The sequence below is a fragment of the Agrobacterium sp. NPDC089420 genome (assembly GCF_044900305.1).
In the GTDB taxonomy this organism is placed as follows: domain Bacteria; phylum Pseudomonadota; class Alphaproteobacteria; order Rhizobiales; family Rhizobiaceae; genus Agrobacterium.
The window spans coordinates 19,395-40,290 of record NZ_JBJDMY010000006.1; the positions used below are offsets into that span (position 1 = coordinate 19,395).

The window sequence follows — 20,896 nt, forward strand, 5'->3', positions numbered from 1 at the left end:
ACAACCTTGGCTGGGTGAATGTCGGGAGTTACGAGAAAATGACGATGGAGACCAACTACATGCAGACGATCGCGCTTGTCGACGATGACCGGAATATCCTCACTTCGGTATCGATCGCGCTTGAAGCCGAAGGCTATCGGGTCGAAACGTATACGGACGGCGCCTCCGCGCTTGACGGGTTGATCGCCCGTCCGCCGCAGCTCGCCATTTTCGATATAAAGATGCCACGCATGGACGGCATGGAGCTTTTGCGGCGCCTCCGCCAGAAGTCGGATCTGCCGGTGATCTTCCTTACCTCCAAGGATGAAGAGATCGACGAATTGTTCGGCCTGAAGATGGGCGCCGACGACTTCATCACCAAACCCTTCTCGCAGCGTCTTCTGGTGGAACGCGTCAAGGCGATCCTGCGCCGCGCCAGCAGCCGCGACGCCTCGCCCGCTGCCGGCGGCACGCTGAAGCCGACGGCCGACCAGCAGGCGCGCACGCTGGAACGCGGGCAGCTGGCCATGGACCAGGAGCGGCATACCTGCACCTGGAAGGGCGAGCCGGTCACGCTCACCGTCACCGAATTCCTCATCCTGCATTCGCTGGCGCAGCGGCCTGGCGTGGTGAAAAGCCGCGACGCGCTGATGGATGCCGCTTATGACGAGCAGGTCTACGTGGACGACCGCACCATCGACAGCCATATCAAGCGGCTTCGCAAGAAGTTCAAACTGGTCGATGGCGACTTCGATATGATTGAAACGCTTTATGGCGTAGGATATCGCTTCCGCGAAGCGGCCTGAATCGGCGCGCAAATCGGAAGAGACCACCCCAAGAGTGGTGGCGAGGACTTGAATACGTGCTGAAGAAAACGCCGGAAACCGTCTCGGATAGCGACGATGCCGAAGAACGCGGCAGCGAACGCCGCCATCGTATCCATCCTTTGACGATCATCCGGCGCATTTTCGGCAATGCGGTGTTTTCCAGCCTCACCCGCCGCATTCTTTTCTTCAATGTCGCGGCAACGGTCGTTCTGGTCGGCGGCATTCTTTATCTCAACCAGTTCCGCGAGGGGCTGATCGATGCGCGGGTGGAAAGCCTTCTGACGCAGGGTGAAATCATCGCCGGCGCAATTTCCGCATCCGCCTCGGTCGACACCAATTCGATCACCATCAACCCGGAAAAACTTCTCGAATTGCAGGCGGGGCAGAGCATCACGCCCGCTCCCAATGACGAGGACTTGAGCTTCCCGATCAACCCGGAACGGGTGGCGCCGGTGCTGCGGCGGCTGATTTCGCCGACGCGCACCCGCGCGCGGCTGTTCGATGCCGACGCCAACCTCCTGCTCGATTCGCGGCATCTTTATTCGCGCGGGCAGGTTCTACGCTTCGATCTGCCGCCGGTGACGCCGGAAACCCAGACCTGGGGCGACTGGTTCACCAGCATGTTCAACCGCATGCTGCAGCCGAGCAGCCTGCCGCAATACAAGGAAGCGCCGGGCGGCGACGGCTCGATCTATCCGGAAGTGATGAATGCGCTGACCGGCGTGCGCGGCGCGGTGGTGCGCGTGACCGAAAAAGGCGAGCTGATCGTTTCGGTCGCCGTGCCGGTACAGCGCTTCCGGGCGGTGCTGGGTGTTCTGCTGCTCTCCACGCAGGCCGGCGATATCGACAAGATCGTGCATGCGGAACGGCTCGCCATCATGCGCGTGTTCGGCATCGCCACGCTGGTCAATATCGTACTGTCGCTGCTTTTGTCCTCGACCATCGCCACGCCGCTGCGGCGGTTGTCCGCCGCCGCTATCCGCGTGCGCCGCGGGGCGAGAACCCGCGAGGAGATACCGGACTTTTCGGCGCGCCAGGATGAAATCGGCAATCTTTCGATTGCGCTGCGTGAAATGACGACGGCGCTCTACGACCGCATCGATGCCATCGAAAGCTTCGCCGCCGATGTCAGCCACGAACTCAAGAACCCGCTGACCTCGCTGCGCAGCGCCGTGGAAACCCTGCCGCGCGCCAAGACCGACGAGTCGAAACAGCGGCTGACCGAAATCATCTTCCACGACGTGCGCCGCCTCGACCGGCTGATCAGCGATATTTCGGATGCGTCGCGGCTCGACGCGGAACTGGCGCGCGCCGATGCCTCTCCTGTCGATCTTGATGTGCTGATGAAGGGGCTGGTCGATATATCCCGCCAGATCGGCACCAAGAAAAAGAGTGTGACGATCGATTATACGGTGGACCGCAAGGCGGGAAGCAAGACCTCCTTCGTGGTGAATGGCCACGATCTTCGCCTCAGCCAGATCGTCACCAATCTGATCGAGAATGCCCGTTCTTTCGTGTCGGAGGAAAGCGGCCGCATCACCGTGCGCCTGTCACGCCACAAGGATCGCTGCCTCGTGCAGGTGGAAGACAACGGACCCGGCATTCAGGCGGAAGACATCGACCGGATCTTCGAACGGTTTTACACCGACCGACCGGCAAGCGAAGGCTTCGGCCAGAATTCCGGACTTGGTCTTTCCATCAGCCGCCAGATCGCAGAAGCCCATGGCGGCAGCCTGAGGGCGGAAAATGTCGTCGACAAATACGGCGTGATTTCCGGCGCGCGCTTCACCCTGTCGCTGCCGGCGGCCGAAACCCATGAACGCTGAACGCTTCAACCTGCATGCCACCGCAATCGTCGTGGACAATACCGGCATTCTCTTCACCGGACCCTCCGGCAGCGGCAAAAGCGAACTTGCCTTCAGCTTTCTGACGGAAGCCGAACGGTGTGGATTGCCGGCGGCGCTGATCGCGGACGATCAGATTTTCGTGTATCGCGACGGCGAAACGATCATTGCCGAGCGACCGGAAACGATCGCCGGCCTGCTGGAATTGCGCGGCAGCGGCATTGTTTCCATAAAAAGCGTTGCCTGCGCTCCACTAGATTTTGCCGTCACGACAGTTCTTTCAGGGACAAATCCAAGACTTCCCGAAGATGACGAGGTGTTTTCGCCGCCCTGCGGCGGGCAACTTCCGCTTCTGCGCATTCCGCTTTCCAGTCTTGCGCCCTATGGAAAATTTGCTGCACTTGCTCAGAATCTTTTTAAAACGAATGTGAAGTCCCGATGATTCGGGCGATTTTAGGCTTGCGATTCGCATTTTCCTCATCAAGATGAAATCCCACCGATGGACAGGATTGCCGCGTTGCGATAGTCGGCAATGAGAGTGCGTGTGCAAGGGAGCATTTCATGATCGGACTAGTGCTTGTCACCCATGGCAAGCTGGCTGAGGAATTTCGCCATGCGCTGGAGCATGTCGTCGGTCCCCAGAAATTGATCGAGACGGTCTGTATCGGTCCCGAAGACGACATGGATCAACGCCGGCAGGATATCATCGACGCCGTTACGCGCGCCAATGACGGCAATGGCGTCATCATCCTGACGGACATGTTCGGCGGCACGCCCTCCAATCTCGCAATTTCCGTCATGAATAACGGCAATGTCGAAGTCATCGCCGGGGTCAATCTTCCCATGCTGATCAAACTCGCCGGTGTTCGCAGCGAAGACAATATGGACAAGGCCCTTCAGGATGCATCCGATGCCGGCCGCAAATATATCAACGTCGCCAGCCGCGTTTTGAGCGGCAAATAAGAAGTCAGCCCCATGTCGCCTCTCTCCCGGGAATTGCCGATCATCAACAAGCGCGGTCTTCATGCCCGGGCATCAGCGAAATTCGTGCAGATGGTCGAGGGGTTCGACGCGACAATCACGGTTTCCAAGGACGGCATGACCGTTGGCGGCACCTCGATCATGGGTTTGATGATGCTGGCAGCAAGCCCGGGATGCAGCGTCTATGTCGAGGCTAGCGGCAACCAGGCGGAAGAAGCGCTGGCCGCGCTGGAGGCGCTGGTCGCCGACCGCTTCGGCGAAGAAGCCTGAAACGGCGCCATATAAAGACATAAAGACTTCTTTATATCATTATTGCCAGATCGTTCGCGGCCTGCTAAACCGCTGCTACGTTTAAAAGCCGGGCCGCAAGGCACGGCGTTTCTGATCTGGAGAACCTCATGAGCCTTGAGAAGGACTACATCGTCGCCGATATCAACCTTGCCGCATTCGGCCGCAAGGAACTGGACATCGCCGAAACCGAAATGCCGGGCCTGATGTCCTGCCGCAAGGAGTTCGGCGAAAGCAAGCCGCTGAAGGGTGCCCGCATTTCCGGTTCGCTTCACATGACGATCCAGACCGGCGTTCTGATCGAGACGCTGAAAGAACTCGGCGCAGATGTTCGCTGGGCCTCCTGCAATATCTTTTCGACCCAGGACCATGCCGCGGCGGCCATCGCGGCGGCCGGCATTCCGGTTTTCGCCGTCAAGGGTGAAAGCCTGACGGAATATTGGGAATATACCGACAAGATTTTCCAGTGGACCGATGGCGGTCTCTCCAACATGATCCTAGACGATGGCGGCGACGCCACCATGTACATCCTGCTTGGCGCACGCGCCGAAGCCGGCGAGGATGTGCTTTCCAATCCCGGCTCTGAAGAAGAGGAAATCCTCTTCGCGCAGATCAACAAGCGCCTCAAGGCTTCGCCCGGCTGGTTCACCAAGCAGCGCGACGCGCTGAAGGGTGTCACCGAAGAAACCACGACCGGCGTTCACCGTCTTTACGACCTCAGCAAGAAGGGCCTGCTGCCCTTCCCGGCGATCAACGTCAATGACAGCGTCACCAAGTCCAAGTTCGACAACAAATACGGCTGCAAGGAATCGCTGGTCGACGGCATCCGCCGCGCAACCGACGTGATGATGGCCGGCAAGGTCGCCGTCGTCTGCGGTTACGGCGACGTGGGCAAGGGTTCGGCCGCTTCGCTGCAGGGCGCCGGCGCCCGCGTGAAGGTCACCGAAATCGATCCGATCTGCGCGCTTCAGGCGGCCATGGACGGTTTCGAGGTCGTTCGCCTGGAGGACGTCATTTCCTCCGCCGATATCTTCATCACCACCACCGGCAACAAGGACGTGATCCGCATCGAGCACATGCGCGAGATGAAGGACATGGCCATCGTCGGCAATATCGGTCATTTCGACAATGAAATTCAGGTCGCTTCGCTGCGTAACCTCAAGTGGACGAACATCAAGCCGCAGGTCGACATGATCGAGTTCCCGAAGGGCAACCGCATCATCCTGCTCTCGGAAGGCCGCCTCTTGAACCTCGGCAACGCCACCGGCCACCCCTCCTTCGTCATGTCGGCCTCCTTCACCAACCAGGTGCTGGGCCAGATCGAGCTCTTCACCAAGCAGGGCGAATACAAGAACGATGTTTACGTACTGCCGAAGCACCTCGACGAGAAGGTCGCGCGCCTTCATCTCGAGAAGCTTGGTGTGCGCCTGACTGAACTCTCCGATGTCCAGGCAGATTATATCGGCGTTTCAAAGCAGGGTCCGTTCAAGGCGGAACACTACAGATATTAATTTCATAGTTAATATCCACTGAAATTACACAATATCTAGATGCCGTGCGCTTGACAAAGCCTACGGCATCTTTTTTGCGCGCTCTCTTTCCGCAGATTTATGAAGGCGGTATTGTCATCAGACTTGATTCGGACACGCCAAAGGGCGGCGGGGACGAAATGGGATGTCTTGTCGAAGATGCGGCACATAGGACGGAGACAGACCGGGGATGACGGTTCACAATTCGGATCTGCGCGAGCAGACGGTTCAACGCGTTGAAAACACGCAGGCTGGCGTGACATTGAGCGCGCAGGCTCTGGCGCGTTGCCGGCTGGCGATCTGCGCGGTCCGGACGGGCTTTTCACGGCTTCCCGTGCTGATGTCGGGTACGATCCTTGCCGGTTCGGCAAATGTCGCGCTGGCCCAGGACGGCCTTGTTGCAAAGACCGGGGCGCGGCTGTTCTCCTCCGGCGAAACCATCACCTATTCGCTTTTCGTCGGCATGCTTTCGGCAACACTGTTTTCCGTCGTCTGGCTGGTACGTCAGCGCGGAAATATCGAGGCCGAGAGCAGCGAGTACCGCCAGGCGCTTGCCCAGTCCCACCACAGGATGGCGAAATACGAGGCGCTGATTTCCGATAAAAGCCGTCGCATCGTCATCTGGGACGGCGCGGACAAGCGGCCGGAATTTCTCGGGCAATTGCCGGCCGAGACAGGCGCGCCGCAGGCGGATCAGGATTTTCTGGCCTTTGGTCGCTGGTTGAAACCCTCTTCCGCGGGCCAGCTTGAAAAATCGATCGAAAAGCTGCGCAGCCACGCACAGAGTTTCGATCTGACCATCGAGACGCAACGCGGCGAAGTCATCGAGGTCCAGGGCCGGGTTTCCGGGGGCAACGCCTTTGCGCGTTTCATCGCGCTCAACAATCTGCGTGCCGAACTGGCCGAATTGCAGGTGGAGCGCGAGCGCCTGATCGCTTCCGTCTCGACATTTCAGGAGCTTCTGGATTCCATCGAGCAGCCCGTGTGGCGGCGCAACGGCGAAGGCGACCTCATCTGGGTCAACCACGCCTATGCGCAGGCGGTGGATGCACGCGATGCCGAGCAGGCCGTCCAGGAAAAACGCGAACTTCTGAACACCGTCACCCGGCAGAAGATACGCGCATCCGCGACACCGGAATCGCCCTATCACGATCGTATCTCGACAGTCGTTTCCGGAAACCGCACCTTCTTCGACGTCGTCGACATCAAGACGGCGGGTGGGTCCGCCGGCATCGCCATCGATGCCACCGAGGCCGAAACCATCCGCGAGGAACTCAAGCGGGTGCTGAAGAGCCATGCCGAGACGCTCGATCACCTGGCGACGCCCGTCGCCATTTTCGACGGCCGGCAGCGGCTGCAATTCTATAATCAGGCTTTTGCGACTCTCTGGGGCCTCGACCTCGTTTTCCTCGAATCCGGGCCGGACAATTCCGAGCTTCTGGACAGGCTGCGCACTGCCGGCAAATTGCCGGAACAGCTGAACTGGAAAAACTGGAAGGAAACGGCGCTTTCCGTCTACCGTTCGCTCGATACAAAGACGGACCTATGGCACCTGCCGAACGGGCAGACGTTGCGCGTGATCGCAACCGCCCATCCGCAGGGCGGCGCGACATGGGTTTTCGAGAACCTGACCGAGCAGGTCGACCTGCAGATGCGCTACAACACCTTGGTAAAGGTGCAGGGCGAAACCATCGACCATCTGGCCGAAGGTGTCGCCGTGTTCGGTGCCGATGGCCGCATTCGCCTCTCCAATCCGGCATTCCGGGCGCTCTGGGGCGTGACCGCCGGGCAGGCGGAAACCGGCACGCATATCCGCGCCATCGAAACCGCCTGCGCGCAATCCTATGACAGGCCGGATGGCTGGCGCTCCTTCAGCCAGTTCATCACCAGCTTCGATGACGAACGGCCGTCACGGCAGGGCACGCTTGAGCTGCTTTCAGGCCTTGTGCTCGACTATGCGATCATTCCGCTGCCGGATGCGCAGACCATGCTGACATTCGTCAACATGACCGACAGCGTGCGGGCAGAGCGGGCGCTCAAGGAAAAGAACGACGCCCTCCTCAAGGCCGATGAATTGAAGAATGACTTCGTCCAGCATGTTTCCTACGAGCTGCGCTCGCCGCTGACGAATATCATCGGTTTCACCGACCTTCTGAAAACGCCCGGCATCGGCCAGTTGACGGAACGGCAGGCGGAATATCTCGATCATATTTCCACCTCGTCCTCGGTTCTTCTGACCATCGTCAACGATATTCTCGATCTCGCGACCGTCGATGCCGGCATCATGCAGCTGAATTATTCGGATCACGATCTGAACGAATTGCTCGAGGACGTTTCCGTGCAGATCGCCGACCGGTTGCAGGAAAGCGGCATCTCACTCGAGATCGTCGCGCCGGCCCATCTCGGCAGCCTGGTGGCAGATCACCAGCGCCTGAAGCAGATCCTCATCAAGCTGCTGACCAATGCGATCAATTTCGCGCCGGAAGGGTCTTCTGTTGAGCTCTCCTGCCAGCGCAGCGAGGGGGATTTCGTCTTCTCGGTGGCGGACAAGGGACCGGGTATTCCCGAAGACATGCTGAAGACGGTGTTCGACCGTTTCGCGACGCGCGGCAATGGCGGCCGGCGGACCGGTGCGGGGCTTGGCCTTTCCATCGTCGAAAGCTTCGTCAGCCTCCATCACGGCACCGTCAGCATCGACAGCCGGCCCGGCAACGGCACCATCGTCACCTGCCGCATCCCATCCGGCACCCGACCGCATTCCATCGCCGCAGAATGAGCGAAGACGTCTTGCCGATCACCATTTCGCTGGCAGGAGAAGAGGACACCATCAGGCTGGGTGAAGACCTCGCGCTGGCCTTGAAGCCCGGCGATTGTCTGGCGCTGATCGGTGATCTCGGCGCCGGCAAATCCACACTTGCCCGCGCCTTCATCCGCGCAATGGCGGGCCAGCCGGATCTCGAAGTTCCGAGCCCCACCTTCACCATCATCCAGACCTATGCCGCGCGCATTCCGGTTGCCCACCTCGATCTTTACCGGCTTTCGGATGTTTCGGAACTGGATGAGCTCGGTATCGACGAGTTGCTGGAAGATGGCGTCTGCCTCATTGAATGGCCCGAAATCGCCGCAGATATTTTGCCGCCGGCCCAGACCATAAAACTGCGGCTGACGCATTCGGGGGAAGGTCGCGTGGCGGTGATGGAGGCCCCCGCCCAACAGAAGGCGCGGCTCGACCGTGTTTTCGGCATCCGCAAGTTCCTGGCACAAAATGGCCGGGGCGACGCGGTCCGCCGCTTTTTGAGCGGCGATGCTTCCACACGCGCCTATGAAACCATTTCGACCGACGGTCCCGACCTTATCCTGATGGACTGGCGACGCCCCATGAGAGGTGCGATTGTTGCCGACGGCAAGACCTATGCGGAAATCGCCCATCTTGCCCAGGATGCCCGCTCCTTCGTGGCGATCGGCGATTATCTGCGACATTGCGGCTTCTGCGCACCGGAGATTCTGGCGGCCGATACCGACCAGGGCATTCTCCTGCTAGAAAACCTCGGGCAGGAAGGGGTGCTGGCGTCTGACGGGACGCCGATGGAGGACCGTTATCTGCAAAGCGTGGCCTGTCTTGCCGCCCTTCATGAAACCCCGCGGCCCGCGCTGCTGCCGGTAAGTGACGGCAGCACCTATGAGGTTCCCCCGTTTGATCGGCAGGCGATGAAAATCGAAGTTTCCCTGCTGGTGGAGTGGTACCTACCGCACAAGCGCGGCAAGCCGCTCACCGACAGCGAAAAGAACGACTATAACGCCTTATGGGACGGTCTGATCGATTCGCTTGCCGGCTGCGAAACGGGGCTTGTGCTGCGCGATTTTCATTCGCCCAATCTGATATGGCAGCCGCAGAACAGCGGCATCCGACAGGTCGGCCTGATCGATTTTCAGGACGCGATGATCGGCCCGACTGCCTATGATCTGGCTTCCATCGTGCAGGATGCCCGGGTTACCATCGAACCCGTACTGCAAGCACGCCTGCTTCTGCATTATCTTGAGAGCAGAAGAAATACGCCTTCTTTCGATGAGGCTGCTTTTCTCAAGGCTTTCGCCATTATGTCTGCGCAGCGAAACTGCAAGCTTGCCGGCATCTGGGTGCGGTTGTTGGAACGGGATCGAAAACCCGGTTATATGAAACATATGCCGAGGACGTTCCGCTATCTCACCGCCGCGTTTTCGCATCCGGAACTTGTGCCTCTTCGGGACTGGTGCGTCCGCATGGGCATGGAATTTAACGACTAAAAGACGGTTGACCACGATGACGATCAAAAACGCGATGGTGCTGGCCGCCGGGCTCGGCACGCGGATGCGCCCGATCACGGATACGATCCCGAAGCCGCTCGTCCGGATCGCCGGCAAGCCGATGATCGACTACGCGCTTGACGCTCTAGTCGAAGCCGGAGCCGAAACGATCGTCGTCAATGTGCATCACCATGCCGAACAGATGATCGCCCACCTCGGACACCGCACCGATGCGGAAATCCTGATCTCAGATGAGCGGCCGCAACTGATGAATTCCGGCGGCGGGCTCGCAAAAGGTCTCAAGCTTCTGGAGCCCGGCCCGGTCTTCGTCATGAATGCCGATCTTTTCTGGATCGGCGAGCAGCTGAATGCGGTCAGCAATCTGCGCAAGCTTGCGCAATTCTTCAATCCTGTCCGCATGGATATGGCACTGCTGTGTGTCGATATGGATAGCACCACAGGCCATAACGGCAAGAAAGATTTCAACCTTGCCTTGGACGGCAAACTGGCGCGTTATCGCGACGATGATCCAAATCCGGTGGTTTATGCCGGCGCCATCGCCATGGATTCGCGCCTGCTTGACGATGCGCCGGCGGATGCCTTCAACCTGAATATCTATTTCGACCGCGCCATAGAAAGAGAGCGGCTTTTCGGACTGACGCTGGATGGCCACTGGATCACTGTCGGCACGCCGGACGCCATAGAAGACGCGGAACGCATCATCCGGCAATTCAGGGAAAAACGCTCTGCATGACACGCATCCCCCACGCAAAGCGCGTCCTGACGATCGCTGCGGGAACACCGTTCCTTAAAACGCTCGCGGAAACGCTGTGCGACGGGAGACTGACAGCCGGCTATAGATACGACCCTGCCGATCCGCTTTCACTGGCCAAGGTCACGATCTACGTGCCGACGCGGCGCTCGGCCCGCGTGCTGCGCTCCGAATTCGTTGATCTTCTGGGCGGTCGATCCGCCATTCTGCCGTTGATCCGGCCCTTGGGCGAAACGGATGACGATAGTGGCTTTTTCGATATCGAAAATCCCGAGATCATGGACCTCGCGCCGCCGATTTCCGGCACCGGCCGGCTGATCGAACTGGCGCGCCTCATCCTCGCCTGGCGCAACAGCCTGCCGGACGCCATCCGGGCGATCCATTCGGATTCACCGCTTGTCGCCCCCGCAAGCCCCGCCGACGCCATCTGGTTGGCGCGTGCGCTCGGCGAGGTCATCGACGCGATGGATACCGAAGAAAAGGACTGGGAGGCGCTTCAGCATCTCGATACCGGCGACCACGCCCAATGGTGGCAGCTGACGGCGGATTTCCTGAAGATAGCCAGCGTCTTCTGGCCGGCGCGGCTTGCCGAACTCAACCGTTCCTCGGCCGGCCGGCATCGCAACGCCATCCTGCGGGCGGAAGCGAACCGGCTCGCCAAATTGCCGGATACGGGGCCGATCATCGTGGCTGGCTCCACGGGCTCCATTCCGGCCGCCGCCGATCTCATCGCTGCCGTCGCCGCGCTGCCGCAAGGCACCGTCGTGCTTCCAGGCCTCGATCTTTCCATGCCCGAGGAGCAATGGCAGGCGATTGCAGAAGACCCAACCGATCCTTCGAGCCGTACCCATTCGCAATACGGGCTTTACATGCTGCTGCAAAAGCTCGGCATCCTGCGCGACGACGTGGATCAGATCGGCACCATCGATAACGACCTCGAAAAACGTGCAGCCATGTTTTCGGCAGCACTGGCGCCGGCCAAATCTACCAGCGACTGGAACCGCTGGCGCGAAGACAGGGATCCAGGCTTCTTCGACGCGGCATTCGCGACAGCCACGTTGATTGAAGCAGCCAACGAGCGCGAAGAGGCAACCGCCATCGCGGTCGCGCTCAGGCTGGCGCTGGAGGCGCCGGGCACGGGGCGACCATCCCAAGCCGCCTTGATAACGCCCGATCGGGGACTGGCGCGGCGGGTGGCGACGGAGTTGCAGCGCTTTGGCATCGAGGCCGACGATTCGGCCGGTACGCCACTTTCCGCCACGCCGCAGGCCGGCTTGACCCAACTGGCACTGGAGGCAATCCTCAGGCCCGGAGACCCGGTGCCGATCATTTCGCTTCTGAAACACCCGCTCGCCCGTTTCGGGCTTTGCGGGGACGCTTTCGCAAAAGCCTCAAAAGCGCTGGAGCTGATCGCGCTGCGCGGCGGCCGCGTTGAAACCGAAATCGGCAATCTGGAAGCGGTTCTCGATGCACAGCTCCTGGCGCAACGCGACGACCGGCACCCCCCCGCCTGGCGGGTGGCGCTGCCGGAGGGAAGCGTCGAAACCGCACGTGATCTGGCACGGCGGATTGCCGCGGCGACCGAGCCGCTCGGCTCCGCCTTCGTCCGTCGCGACCGGTCGGGCCGGGCCTTTACCGATAAATTGCCGCTTTCCGATTGGGCAGAGCGGACCGGCCGCGTGATCGAAGCCATCTGTGCGGATGACAGCAACGATCTGGCCGCATTATGGTCAGGGGAAGCCGGCGATACGCTTTCCGGCCTGTTCGGCGAATTGATGGAAAGCGGTGAGATCCTCGACGCGGACGGGCCGCAATGGGCGGATATATTCGCAGCGCTGGTGGCCGGGGAATCCATCAAGCCACGGTCCATGCGCCATCCGCGCATTTTCATCTTCGGCGCACTCGAAGCGCGGCTGCTAAGCGTCGACACCGTCGTCATCGGCGGTCTCAATGAGGGGCTCTGGCCGGGTCAGACAGCCAATAATCCGTTCCTGTCCCGCACAATGAAAACCGCCATCGGGCTGGAGCCGCCGGAACGGCGTATCGGGCAGCTGGCTCATGACTTCGAAATGGCGAACGGCACAAGGCATATCTTCTACACCCGGGCGCTGAGACAGGGCTCCACCCCCGCCGTCGCCTCCCGCTGGCTGCAACGGCTGCTGGCTCTCGGCGGGGAGGATTTTGCCGGCGAACTCAGGAAACGCGGCGAGACCTATCGGCATTGGGCCGGCCTGATCGATGAAAGCATCGAGCAGGAAGCGGCCAAGCGCCCTGCCCCAAAACCGCCGGCCGATCTGCAGCCGACCCGTTATTCCTTCAGCGAGGTGGGACGGCTGCGGCGCGATCCCTATTCGATCTACGCGCGGCGCATCCTGAAACTCGATCCGCTCGATCCGTTCAACCGCGACCCGAACGCCGCCGACCGCGGCACGCTCTATCACACGATTATCGAGCGTTATTCCCGTGAGGGTCACATTCCCGGCACGCCGGCCTCGCTTGAGGCCATGCAGCGCATTCTGGATGACTGTTTCGATGCGGAAAACCTGCCGCCGCATGTGGATGTCATCTGGCGACCACGTTTTGCGGCGGTAGCGCGCGCCTTCATCGACTGGGAGAAGGACCGCCATCCAGCCATCCGCCACAGCTTTTTCGAGGCGCGCGCCGGGCAGGAAATCGCCGAGGCGGGCATAAGGCTGACCGGCGTCGCCGACCGCATCGACATCAAGACCAACGGTCAGGCGGATATCATCGACTACAAGACCGGGCTTGCACCATCTGTCAATCAGGCGCGCGCCCTGCTCGACCCGCAGCTTGCGCTGGAAGCGGCGGCACTGATGCGAGGCGCGTTCCGCGAAGCCGGATCACCCGTGCCGGAAAACCTCATCTACGTCCGCCTTCGGCCGGGGGAGCGTTTTTTTGCCGATCAGGTCAATAACGAACATTCCAGCCGAAGCGGCAAGAGACCGCCAAAATCGGCCATGGAACTGGCGACCGAATCGATCGACCAGCTCGCCAGGTTCGTCCGCTCGCTACGTGAGGGCGAAAACGGCTTTGCCTCGCGGCTGGTGCCGGAAGAGCAGCAATCCTATGGCGGGGAATATGATCACCTCGCCCGTGTTTCGGAATGGTCGACGGCAGAACCGGGAGACGGCGATGACGATTGACCCCTTCGACGCCGGCCCCGCCGCCGATACGCCTGAGAGCTGGATCGACTGGACCAGCGCCCGACAGCGGCTTGCCTCCGATCCCGCCAGTTCCGCCTGGGTGTCGGCCAATGCGGGCTCGGGCAAGACCCATGTGCTGACCCAGCGTGTCATCCGCCTGCTACTGGCCGGATGCCGCCCGTCGGCGATTTTGTGCCTCACCTACACCAAGGCGGCGGCATCCGAAATGTCGAGCCGTGTCTTCGACCGGCTGGCGGAATGGGCTACTTTGCCGGATTCCGATCTCAAGGACCGCATCACCGCCATCGAAGGCAAAATACCGGATCGCATCAAGCTCGCGGAAGCGCGCAGGTTGTTCGCCAAGGCGCTGGAGACGCCGGGCGGGCTGAAAATCCAGACCATTCATGCGTTCTGCGAGGCTTTGCTGCACCAGTTCCCGCTGGAGGCCAATGTCGCCGGTCATTTTTCCGTTCTCGATGATCGCGCCGCCACCACGCTGCTGGCCGAAGCGCGCCGCTCTCTTCTGATGGCGGTTTCCACGGAAGGCGATGCGGAACTGGCACAGGCGCTCGCCTACGTACTCGATCGCGCGGACGAAAGCGGGCTGGAAGCGCTGCTTTCCGCCATCGTCGCCAATCGCAGCGGCCTGCGTGCTTTTCTGCTTGCGGCAAATCAATCGGGCGGCATCGATGCCCGTCTTCGGCAGGCAATGCAGATTGACCCGGGTGAAACCGAGGAAACGGCCGCAGCCGCATTCTGGCCCCTGCCCGGCCTCTCGGGGCTTGCGCTCGATACCTATCTCACCCTTGCCGATGAGGTGGGCGGATCGCGTGTCGTGGACGTGGCTTATGCGCTGAGGGAAGCAAGACGCCAGCCGGACCCGGTACGGCGGATGGAATTCATCGAAGCTGCCTTGCTGACGGCCAAGGGCGAAAAGAAGTCGGATGCCTATATCATCAACAAGGCTATGCAGAAATCCGCCCCCGATCTTGTCGATGCGCTGACGCTTTCCCGCGACCATGTCGTTGCCTGCCGCAATCGGTATCGTCTGGTGCGGATGCTGGCGGCGACCAAATGTGCCCTTGTTCTTGCCAAGAGGCTGATCGGCGATTTCGAGGATCTGAAAAAACAGCGAAGCCAGCTCGATTTCGAGGATTTGATCGAACGCGCCGCCAATCTCCTCAATCGCGACACGGCTGGCGCCTGGGTGCATTACAAGCTCGATCAGGGCATCGACCATATTCTGGTCGACGAGGCGCAGGATACCAGCCCGGTGCAATGGTCGATCATCCAGTCGCTGGCGGCGGACTTCTTTACCGGCGAAAGCGCCCGCATGGGACGGCGCACGCTATTTGCCGTGGGCGATGAAAAACAGTCGATCTATTCCTTCCAGGGCGCGCGGCCGGAACGCTTCTCGCAGGAGCGTGACGAGACCAAAAGGCGCGTTGATTCGGTGGAGCAGGCCTTTCACCGTATTCGCCTACCGCTCTCCTTCCGTTCGACGGAGGATGTACTGGCCGCCGTCGACCAGGTCTTTTCGATCCCGCAAAATGCCAGCGGTCTTAGCGCCGACAACGAGCCGGTGGAACACCGCTCCAACCGCGCCGGACATGCCGGCACGGTGGAAGTCTGGGACATGGTGGCGCCGGAAACCACAGAAGACGAGGAAGATTGGACGGCACCTTTCGATGCGCTGCGGGAAAGTGCGCCGGCCACCATCATCGCGCGCCGCATCGCAGCGCGCATCGCCGACATGATCGGACGTGAGACCATCATCGAAAAGGGCGTGGAACGCACCGTCGAGCCGGGCGACATTCTGGTTCTGGTGAGAAAACGCCATGCCTTCGTCAATGCGCTGACCCGTGAGCTGAAACGGCGCAAGAATATTCCCGTTGCAGGCGCCGACCGCCTTCGCCTGACCGACCATATCGCCGTACAGGACCTTCTGGCGCTCGGCCGGTTCGTGGTGCTGCCGGAGGATGATCTTTCGCTGGCGGCACTGCTGAAAAGCCCGCTTTTCAACCTGACGGAAGATGATGTCTTCGAGATAGCCGCCACACGATCCGAGACGGAGAGCGTGTGGCAGAGGCTGCAAGTCCTTTCGCAGGAAGAAACCGGTCGCCTTTCCATCGTAACCGACAGGCTGCAAGGATTCATCACGCTCTCCAAAACAGCCACCGTGCATGATTTCTTCGCGGCGGTTCTGACATTGCATGACGGCCGCAAGAAATTTCTCGGAAGGCTCGGCAACGAGGCGAGCGATGTTCTGGACGAGTTCCTGTCCTTTGCGCTGGATCACGAAAGAACGGGGCTGCCCGGCCTGCAGGCCTTTCTTTCCGTTCTGGAGACCGATTCACCGGAAGTGAAGCGCGAGCAGGACAAGGATCGCGGCGAAGTGCGCATCATGACCGTGCACGCCTCCAAGGGTCTTGAAGCGCCAGTGGTTTTTGTCGTTGATGGCGGCTCGAAGGCCTTCAACCATAGCCATGTGCCGAAACTGCGCTTCATAGAAGCCGGCGAAGACACCTTCCCCATCTGGCTGCCCGGCAGCGGCTTTTCCAACCATCTCATCCGCTCGGATGAAGAGCGGCTGAAGACGGCTGCGGAGGATGAATATCGCCGGCTGCTTTACGTGGCGATGACGCGCGCCGCCGATCATCTGGTCGTCTGCGGTTATCGCGGCCAAAAGGAAAATCCCGAATGCTGGCACGCCATCGTCAAGGCGGCGCTTGCGGATGATCAGGAACATTGCCGACCACAAATGTTCGCAGCCGATGGCGAGGAGTGGCAGGGGCTTTTATGGTGTAAATCCGAGGCTCGCCCCGCATTCGCCCCGCAAATGTCGCCGGAGACGCAGCAGCAGGAGGAGGACCGTACTCTTCCGGAGGGGCTTCTCGTTCCCTTGCCGCCCCTGCCCTCCCTGCCGAGGCCGCTCAGCCCCTCCGGTGCCGGCACCATCATCGATGACGGCGCGGATGATCTGGCCGTGCGTTCGCCGCTGTTCGGGGAAAAAGCGGAGGCATCCAGCCTTGCCCTGCAACACGGCCGGCTGGTGCATCGAATGCTGCAGGCGCTGCCGGATTTTGCGGAAAATGAGCGTGAAGAGGCAGCCCGCCGCTATGCCGAGCGAGCAGCCCGTTTCTGGCCCGCCGCCGAACGCGAGCATTTGATACAGGCGGTTTTGCGGGTCCTGTCTGAACCGGCAGTGCAACCGGCCTTTTCCGCCAACAGCCGTGCGGAAATATCGATCATGGGCACGATGACAATCGGCAGACAGTACTATGCCGTTTCCGGCCGCATCGACCGGCTGGCGGTGGAGGGTGATCGGGTCATTCTGGTCGACTACAAGACGAACCGCGTGCCGCCGCGCGAAGCACGCGAGATCCCCTTTTCCCACATCGCGCAGCTTGCCATCTATCGTGAAATCCTGGCACCGCTCTATCCCGGCAAGGATTTTGTCTGCGCGCTGATCTATACCGAAAATGCCGCTTTTGTGCGGGTTGGCGACGATGCCATGGCGGAGGCCCTTGCCGCAATAAAGACAAAGTGAGATACCGGGGCATTGAAATTCCGACGCGCCCGCATCACATCGATAGCGGAAAAGTTTAGCTGAAAGGAGAGCCAGATATGGCTACCGTAAAAGTCGATGCCGCCAACTTCCAGTCCGAAGTCCTCGAATCCGCCGAACCCGTCGTGGTGGATTTCTGGGCCGAATGGTGCGGTCCGTGCAAGATGATCGCACCGAGCCTTGAGGAAATTTCCTCCGAGCTCGCCGGCAAGGTCAAGGTTGCGAAGCTCAACATCGACGAAAACCCGGAACTGGCCGCTCAGTTCGGCGTTCGCTCGATCCCGACGCTCGCCATGTTCAAGGGCGGCGAAGTGGCTGATATCAAGGTTGGCGCTGCTCCCAAGACCGCGCTTTCCGCCTGGATTTCCAGCGCCGCATAAGTGCAGTCTTATGGAACTAAAAAAGCCCGGCGATAATGCCGGGCTTTTTTATTGGGGAACAGTGCCGTTCAGGGCGAGCGCGTTTCCGGCAAGATAAAGCGAGCCGCCGATCAGGATGCGTGGTGGTGGTCCTTCGGGATCGACACGACGCGACAGCTCCTCCAGAGCATGGGTGAGCGACGATGTGGGGGCCGCAACCAGTCCGGCGTCGAAGGCTGCATGTGCCAGAACGACGGGATCAATCGCCGCATCCGTACCGCCGATCGGCACGGTGAAGACATATTCGGCAATGTCGGCGAAGGCCTTGAAATAGCCCACCGGATCCTTGGTGTTGATCATGCCGGCGATGATGAAAAGCGGGCGTGGCGTCTTTTCCTCAAACCCCGCCATGGCCTCGGCAATGACTTCGCCGGCACCGGGGTTATGACCGCCATCGACCCAGATTTCCGCATCCTTCGGAGCCATTTCCGCGATTTTACCGGTCAGGATGCGCTGAAGACGGCCGGGCCATTCCACTGACGTCATGGCCTTTTCGATCATCCGTTCCGTCACTTCGAAACCGGCTGCTTTCACGGCGCGGATCGCGGCAGCGGCATTGGCGAGCTGATGGCGTCCGGGAAGCCGCGGCAGCGGCGCATCGGTCAGGCCGAATTCATCCTGATAGACCATGCGGCCAAATTCTTCATGGGCGGAAAAATCCTGCCCGTAGACCGACATTGGGCAGCCGAGCCTCTCCGCCGTGACGATGAGCGTTTCCAGCGCCGCATCATATTCCTGATGACCGATGACGACCGGCGAACCCTTTTTCATGATGCCGGCCTTTTCGGCGGCGATCAGTTCCACACGGTCGCCAAGATAGGCCTGATGGTCCAGCGAAATCGGCATGATGACGGAAACGGCCGGATTGTTGATCACATTGGTGGCATCGAAGCGGCCGCCCAGACCAACCTCAACGACGGCGGCATCGGCGGGCTGTTCCGCAAAGAGCACAAACATCGCAGCAGTCAGGATCTCGAAAACCGTGATCGTCTGGCCCGCATTGGCTGATTCAATACGGCGCAGCGCGTCGGCGAAAACGTCGTCCTCGACAAAACGGCCTTTATCGCCGGCGACGCCGATACGATACCGTTCATGCCAGTTGACGAGATGCGGCGAGGTGTGAACATGAACGGAAAGCCCTGCCGCCTCCAGCAGTGCGCGGCAAAAGGCCGTTACCGAACCCTTACCGTTGGTGCCCGCCACATGGATCACCGGCGGCATTCTGTTTTGCGGATTGCCGAGTTTTTCGAGAAGACGGGAAATTCTGTCGAGTGAAAGATCAAACCCCTTGGGGTGGAGCTGCATCAGCTCTTCAATGATCTTTTCGGCCTCACCGATCGCGGGCTTCGTCATGTCTTCCGTTCGCCTTTCAGGCGTTTTGTTTGCCATTTCTCCGCCGCCCCAAAAATGAAATCAGGCAACGTTATAGCATCATCCCGAAGGCAGTTTATGCCTCCGGGCGGCATATTTTTTTCCTCAGGCCGAAGCGGCCAGCGGAACGACGGTGTTTGCGTTATCAGCAGGCGCTTTGGTCATGATCTTGAGCAGATTGGCCAGCGTGTCGGGGATTTCGCGACGATCAATGACCATATCCACCATGCCGTGCTCCAGCAGGTATTCCGAGGTCTGGAAGCCTTCCGGCAGCTTTTCGCGAATGGTCTGCTCGATGACGCGCTTGCCGGCAAAGCAGATTTCGGCACCCGGTTCGGCGATATGGACGTCGCCCAGCATGGCATAGGAGGCTGTCACACCACCCGTCGTCGGGTTGGTCAGAACCACGATATAGGGCATGCCGGCTTCTTTGAGCATGTTCACCGCAACGGTGGTACGCGGCAGCTGCATCAGCGACAGAATGCCTTCCTGCATGCGGGCGCCGCCGGATGCAGGGAACATCACGAGCGGGCAACGCTCGGAAATGGCGCGCTCGAACGCCTTGACGATGGCCTCGCCGGCGGCGATGCCGAGCGAACCGCCCATGAACTGGAATTCATGCACGACGGCAACGATCTTCAGGCCCTTGAGCAGGCCAACGCCGGCAAGGATCGTGTCTTCCTGCTCGGTCTTTGCGCGGCTGTCGCGCAGGCGATCGGTGTATTTCTTGGAATCGCGGAATTTCAGCGGGTCCTGCGCCACCTTCGGCTGCGGCAGCGCCTCATAGACGCCGCCGTCAAAAAGATCGGCGAGGCGCGCCTTGGCCGGCATCTTCATATGGTAGCCGGAAGCGGGGATGACCCACTTGTTGTCTTCCAAATCCTTGTGGAAGACCATCTCACCCGTTTCCGGGCACTTGATCCACAGGTTCTCCGGAACCTCGGGGCGGCGGCCAAGCATGGAATTGATCCGGGGCCGAACGTAATTGGTGATCCAGTTCAACTGTCTACTCCTGACTGGGCCGCGCGCTTATTCCGCAGCGGCAAGGCGCGATGCACGCACGCCCGTTGAAAGTCCTTTTACCAGCGTCGTGACGGCCGGCACGGTATCGGCGGTCGCCTGCCCGTCCTTGGTCAGGCTGCCCGCAATCTGGTTGACGATGGCGGAACCCACCACCACGCCATCCGCCACGGCGCCGATCGCCTTGGCATGATCGGCCGTCTTGACGCCGAAACCGACACATACCGGCAGTTCCGTATGCGCCTTGATACGACCGACAGCGCCTGAGATCAACGAGGGATCGGGAAGCGCTGAACCGGTGATACCGTTCATCGAGACGTAATACACGAAACCTGAGGTATTTTTAAGGACGGCCGGCAGACGCTTGCCATCCGTGGTCGGCGTCGCCAGACGGATGAAATTGATGCCGCGCGCGAGCGCCGGAATGCAGAGTTCATCGTCCATTTCCGGCGGCAGATCGACAACGATCAGGCCATCAATGCCGGCCGCCAGCGCATCGTCCAGAAACTTCTCGACGCCATAGATATAGATCGGATTATAATAGCCCATCATCACGATCGGCGTTGCATCATCTTGCCTGCGGAATTCGCGGGCGAGATCAAGCGTGGTCTTCAGCGTCTGGCCGCCCTTCAGCGCGCGCTGGCCCGCCAGCTGGATGGCCGGGCCATCCGCCATGGGGTCGGAAAACGGCATGCCGAGTTCGATAACGTCGGCGCCTGCTTCCGGCAACGCCTTCATGATGCCAAGCGAGGTTTCGAAATCCGGATCGCCGCCCATGAAATAGGTAATCAGGGCCGGGCGATTTTCAGCGCGCAGATCGGCAAAGCGCTTGTCCATACGTGCAGTCATG

General features: G+C 60.5%; 15 protein-coding genes. 12 read left to right on the forward strand and 3 right to left on the reverse strand.

The genetic code is table 11. From position 1 onward, the window contains the following. Positions 1–59 precede the first annotated feature (59 nt). The 12 genes from chvI (at position 60) to trxA (ending at position 17,616) form a co-directional block, all read left to right on the forward strand. Positions 60–785 carry a two-component system response regulator ChvI gene (gene chvI / locus ACI2KA_RS11065; RefSeq protein WP_404502467.1) on the forward strand — a complete coding sequence of 242 codons (726 nt, stop codon included), beginning with the start codon at positions 60–62 and terminating at the stop codon, positions 783–785. Positions 786–841: 56 nt separating this feature from the next. Next, positions 842–2,632 carry a two-component system sensor histidine kinase ChvG gene (gene chvG / locus ACI2KA_RS11070; RefSeq protein WP_065114460.1) on the forward strand — a complete coding sequence of 597 codons (1,791 nt, stop codon included), beginning with the start codon at positions 842–844 and terminating at the stop codon, positions 2,630–2,632. Beyond that, a complete protein-coding gene (locus ACI2KA_RS11075; protein WP_404501947.1) occupies positions 2,622–3,092 on the forward strand; it encodes an HPr kinase/phosphorylase in 471 nt (156 codons plus the stop codon). Before chvG ends, ACI2KA_RS11075 begins: the two co-directional genes overlap by 11 nt. A 119-nt stretch (positions 3,093–3,211) precedes the next feature. Next, the gene (locus ACI2KA_RS11080) at positions 3,212–3,613 is read left to right on the forward strand and encodes a PTS sugar transporter subunit IIA (RefSeq protein WP_035222011.1); all 402 of its coding nucleotides are present in this window, start codon (positions 3,212–3,214) and stop codon (positions 3,611–3,613) included. A gap of 12 nt (positions 3,614–3,625) precedes the next feature. Continuing rightward, on the forward strand, positions 3,626–3,901 hold the full coding sequence (locus tag ACI2KA_RS11085; protein ID WP_004444304.1) for an HPr family phosphocarrier protein: 276 nt from the start codon (positions 3,626–3,628) through the stop codon (positions 3,899–3,901). Between the two features lie 128 nt (positions 3,902–4,029). Further along, positions 4,030–5,430 (forward strand): adenosylhomocysteinase, encoded by a 1,401-nt coding sequence (ahcY, locus tag ACI2KA_RS11090; protein WP_404501948.1) that lies wholly within the window; start codon positions 4,030–4,032, stop codon positions 5,428–5,430. A gap of 208 nt (positions 5,431–5,638) precedes the next feature. Then, a complete protein-coding gene (locus ACI2KA_RS11095; protein WP_404501949.1) occupies positions 5,639–8,224 on the forward strand; it encodes an ATP-binding protein in 2,586 nt (861 codons plus the stop codon). Next, a complete protein-coding gene (gene tsaE / locus ACI2KA_RS11100; RefSeq protein WP_404501950.1) occupies positions 8,221–9,732 on the forward strand; it encodes a tRNA (adenosine(37)-N6)-threonylcarbamoyltransferase complex ATPase subunit type 1 TsaE in 1,512 nt (503 codons plus the stop codon). The genes ACI2KA_RS11095 and tsaE overlap by 4 nt, the downstream gene beginning before the upstream one ends. Positions 9,733–9,748: 16 nt before the next feature. After that, positions 9,749–10,486, forward strand: a complete 738-nt coding sequence (locus ACI2KA_RS11105) for a nucleotidyltransferase family protein (RefSeq protein ID WP_404501951.1) — start codon at positions 9,749–9,751, stop codon at positions 10,484–10,486. Next, positions 10,483–13,668 carry a double-strand break repair protein AddB gene (addB, locus tag ACI2KA_RS11110; RefSeq protein WP_404501952.1) on the forward strand — a complete coding sequence of 1,062 codons (3,186 nt, stop codon included), beginning with the start codon at positions 10,483–10,485 and terminating at the stop codon, positions 13,666–13,668. Before ACI2KA_RS11105 ends, addB begins: the two co-directional genes overlap by 4 nt. After that, the gene (gene addA, locus ACI2KA_RS11115; protein WP_404501953.1) at positions 13,658–17,218 is read left to right on the forward strand and encodes a double-strand break repair helicase AddA; all 3,561 of its coding nucleotides are present in this window, start codon (positions 13,658–13,660) and stop codon (positions 17,216–17,218) included. Before addB ends, addA begins: the two co-directional genes overlap by 11 nt. Before the next feature lie 77 nt (positions 17,219–17,295). Then, on the forward strand, positions 17,296–17,616 hold the full coding sequence (trxA, locus tag ACI2KA_RS11120) for a thioredoxin (protein ID WP_269347108.1): 321 nt from the start codon (positions 17,296–17,298) through the stop codon (positions 17,614–17,616). A 48-nt stretch (positions 17,617–17,664) separates the two neighbouring features. Here the strand turns inward: trxA and ACI2KA_RS11125 are convergent, their stop codons facing one another. The 3 genes from ACI2KA_RS11125 to trpA form a co-directional block, all read right to left on the reverse strand. Continuing rightward, complete coding sequence (locus tag ACI2KA_RS11125; protein WP_404501954.1) at positions 17,665–19,044, reverse strand: bifunctional folylpolyglutamate synthase/dihydrofolate synthase; 1,380 nt, start codon at positions 19,042–19,044, stop codon at positions 17,665–17,667. Positions 19,045–19,131: 87 nt separating this feature from the next. Beyond that, on the reverse strand, positions 19,132–20,028 hold the full coding sequence (gene accD / locus ACI2KA_RS11130) for an acetyl-CoA carboxylase, carboxyltransferase subunit beta (protein WP_404501956.1): 897 nt from the start codon (positions 20,026–20,028) through the stop codon (positions 19,132–19,134). 27 nt (positions 20,029–20,055) lie between these two features. After that, positions 20,056–20,895: a tryptophan synthase subunit alpha gene (gene trpA / locus ACI2KA_RS11135; protein ID WP_077983722.1), complete on the reverse strand. Its 840-nt coding sequence runs from the start codon at positions 20,893–20,895 to the stop codon at positions 20,056–20,058. Position 20,896: the final 1 nt, after the last annotated feature.

Excerpts from the sequence above, each read along its gene's own strand:
- addA (WP_404501953.1), top strand. The coding sequence starts at position 13,658 with ATGACGATTGACCCCTTCGACGCCGGCCCCGCCGCCGATACGCCTGAG.
- ACI2KA_RS11080 (WP_035222011.1), top strand. The coding sequence starts at position 3,212 with ATGATCGGACTAGTGCTTGTCACCCATGGCAAGCTGGCTGAGGAATTT.
- trpA (WP_077983722.1), bottom strand. The coding sequence starts at position 20,895 with ATGACTGCACGTATGGACAAGCGCTTTGCCGATCTGCGCGCTGAAAAT.
- addB (WP_404501952.1), top strand. The coding sequence starts at position 10,483 with ATGACACGCATCCCCCACGCAAAGCGCGTCCTGACGATCGCTGCGGGA.
- tsaE (WP_404501950.1), top strand. The coding sequence starts at position 8,221 with ATGAGCGAAGACGTCTTGCCGATCACCATTTCGCTGGCAGGAGAAGAG.
- ACI2KA_RS11095 (WP_404501949.1), top strand. The coding sequence starts at position 5,639 with ATGACGGTTCACAATTCGGATCTGCGCGAGCAGACGGTTCAACGCGTT.
- chvI (WP_404502467.1), top strand. The coding sequence starts at position 60 with ATGCAGACGATCGCGCTTGTCGACGATGACCGGAATATCCTCACTTCG.
- ACI2KA_RS11075 (WP_404501947.1), top strand. The coding sequence starts at position 2,622 with ATGAACGCTGAACGCTTCAACCTGCATGCCACCGCAATCGTCGTGGAC.
- trxA (WP_269347108.1), top strand. The coding sequence starts at position 17,296 with ATGGCTACCGTAAAAGTCGATGCCGCCAACTTCCAGTCCGAAGTCCTC.
- ahcY (WP_404501948.1), top strand. The coding sequence starts at position 4,030 with ATGAGCCTTGAGAAGGACTACATCGTCGCCGATATCAACCTTGCCGCA.
- ACI2KA_RS11085 (WP_004444304.1), top strand. The coding sequence starts at position 3,626 with ATGTCGCCTCTCTCCCGGGAATTGCCGATCATCAACAAGCGCGGTCTT.
- ACI2KA_RS11105 (WP_404501951.1), top strand. The coding sequence starts at position 9,749 with ATGACGATCAAAAACGCGATGGTGCTGGCCGCCGGGCTCGGCACGCGG.
- ACI2KA_RS11125 (WP_404501954.1), bottom strand. The coding sequence starts at position 19,044 with ATGGCAAACAAAACGCCTGAAAGGCGAACGGAAGACATGACGAAGCCC.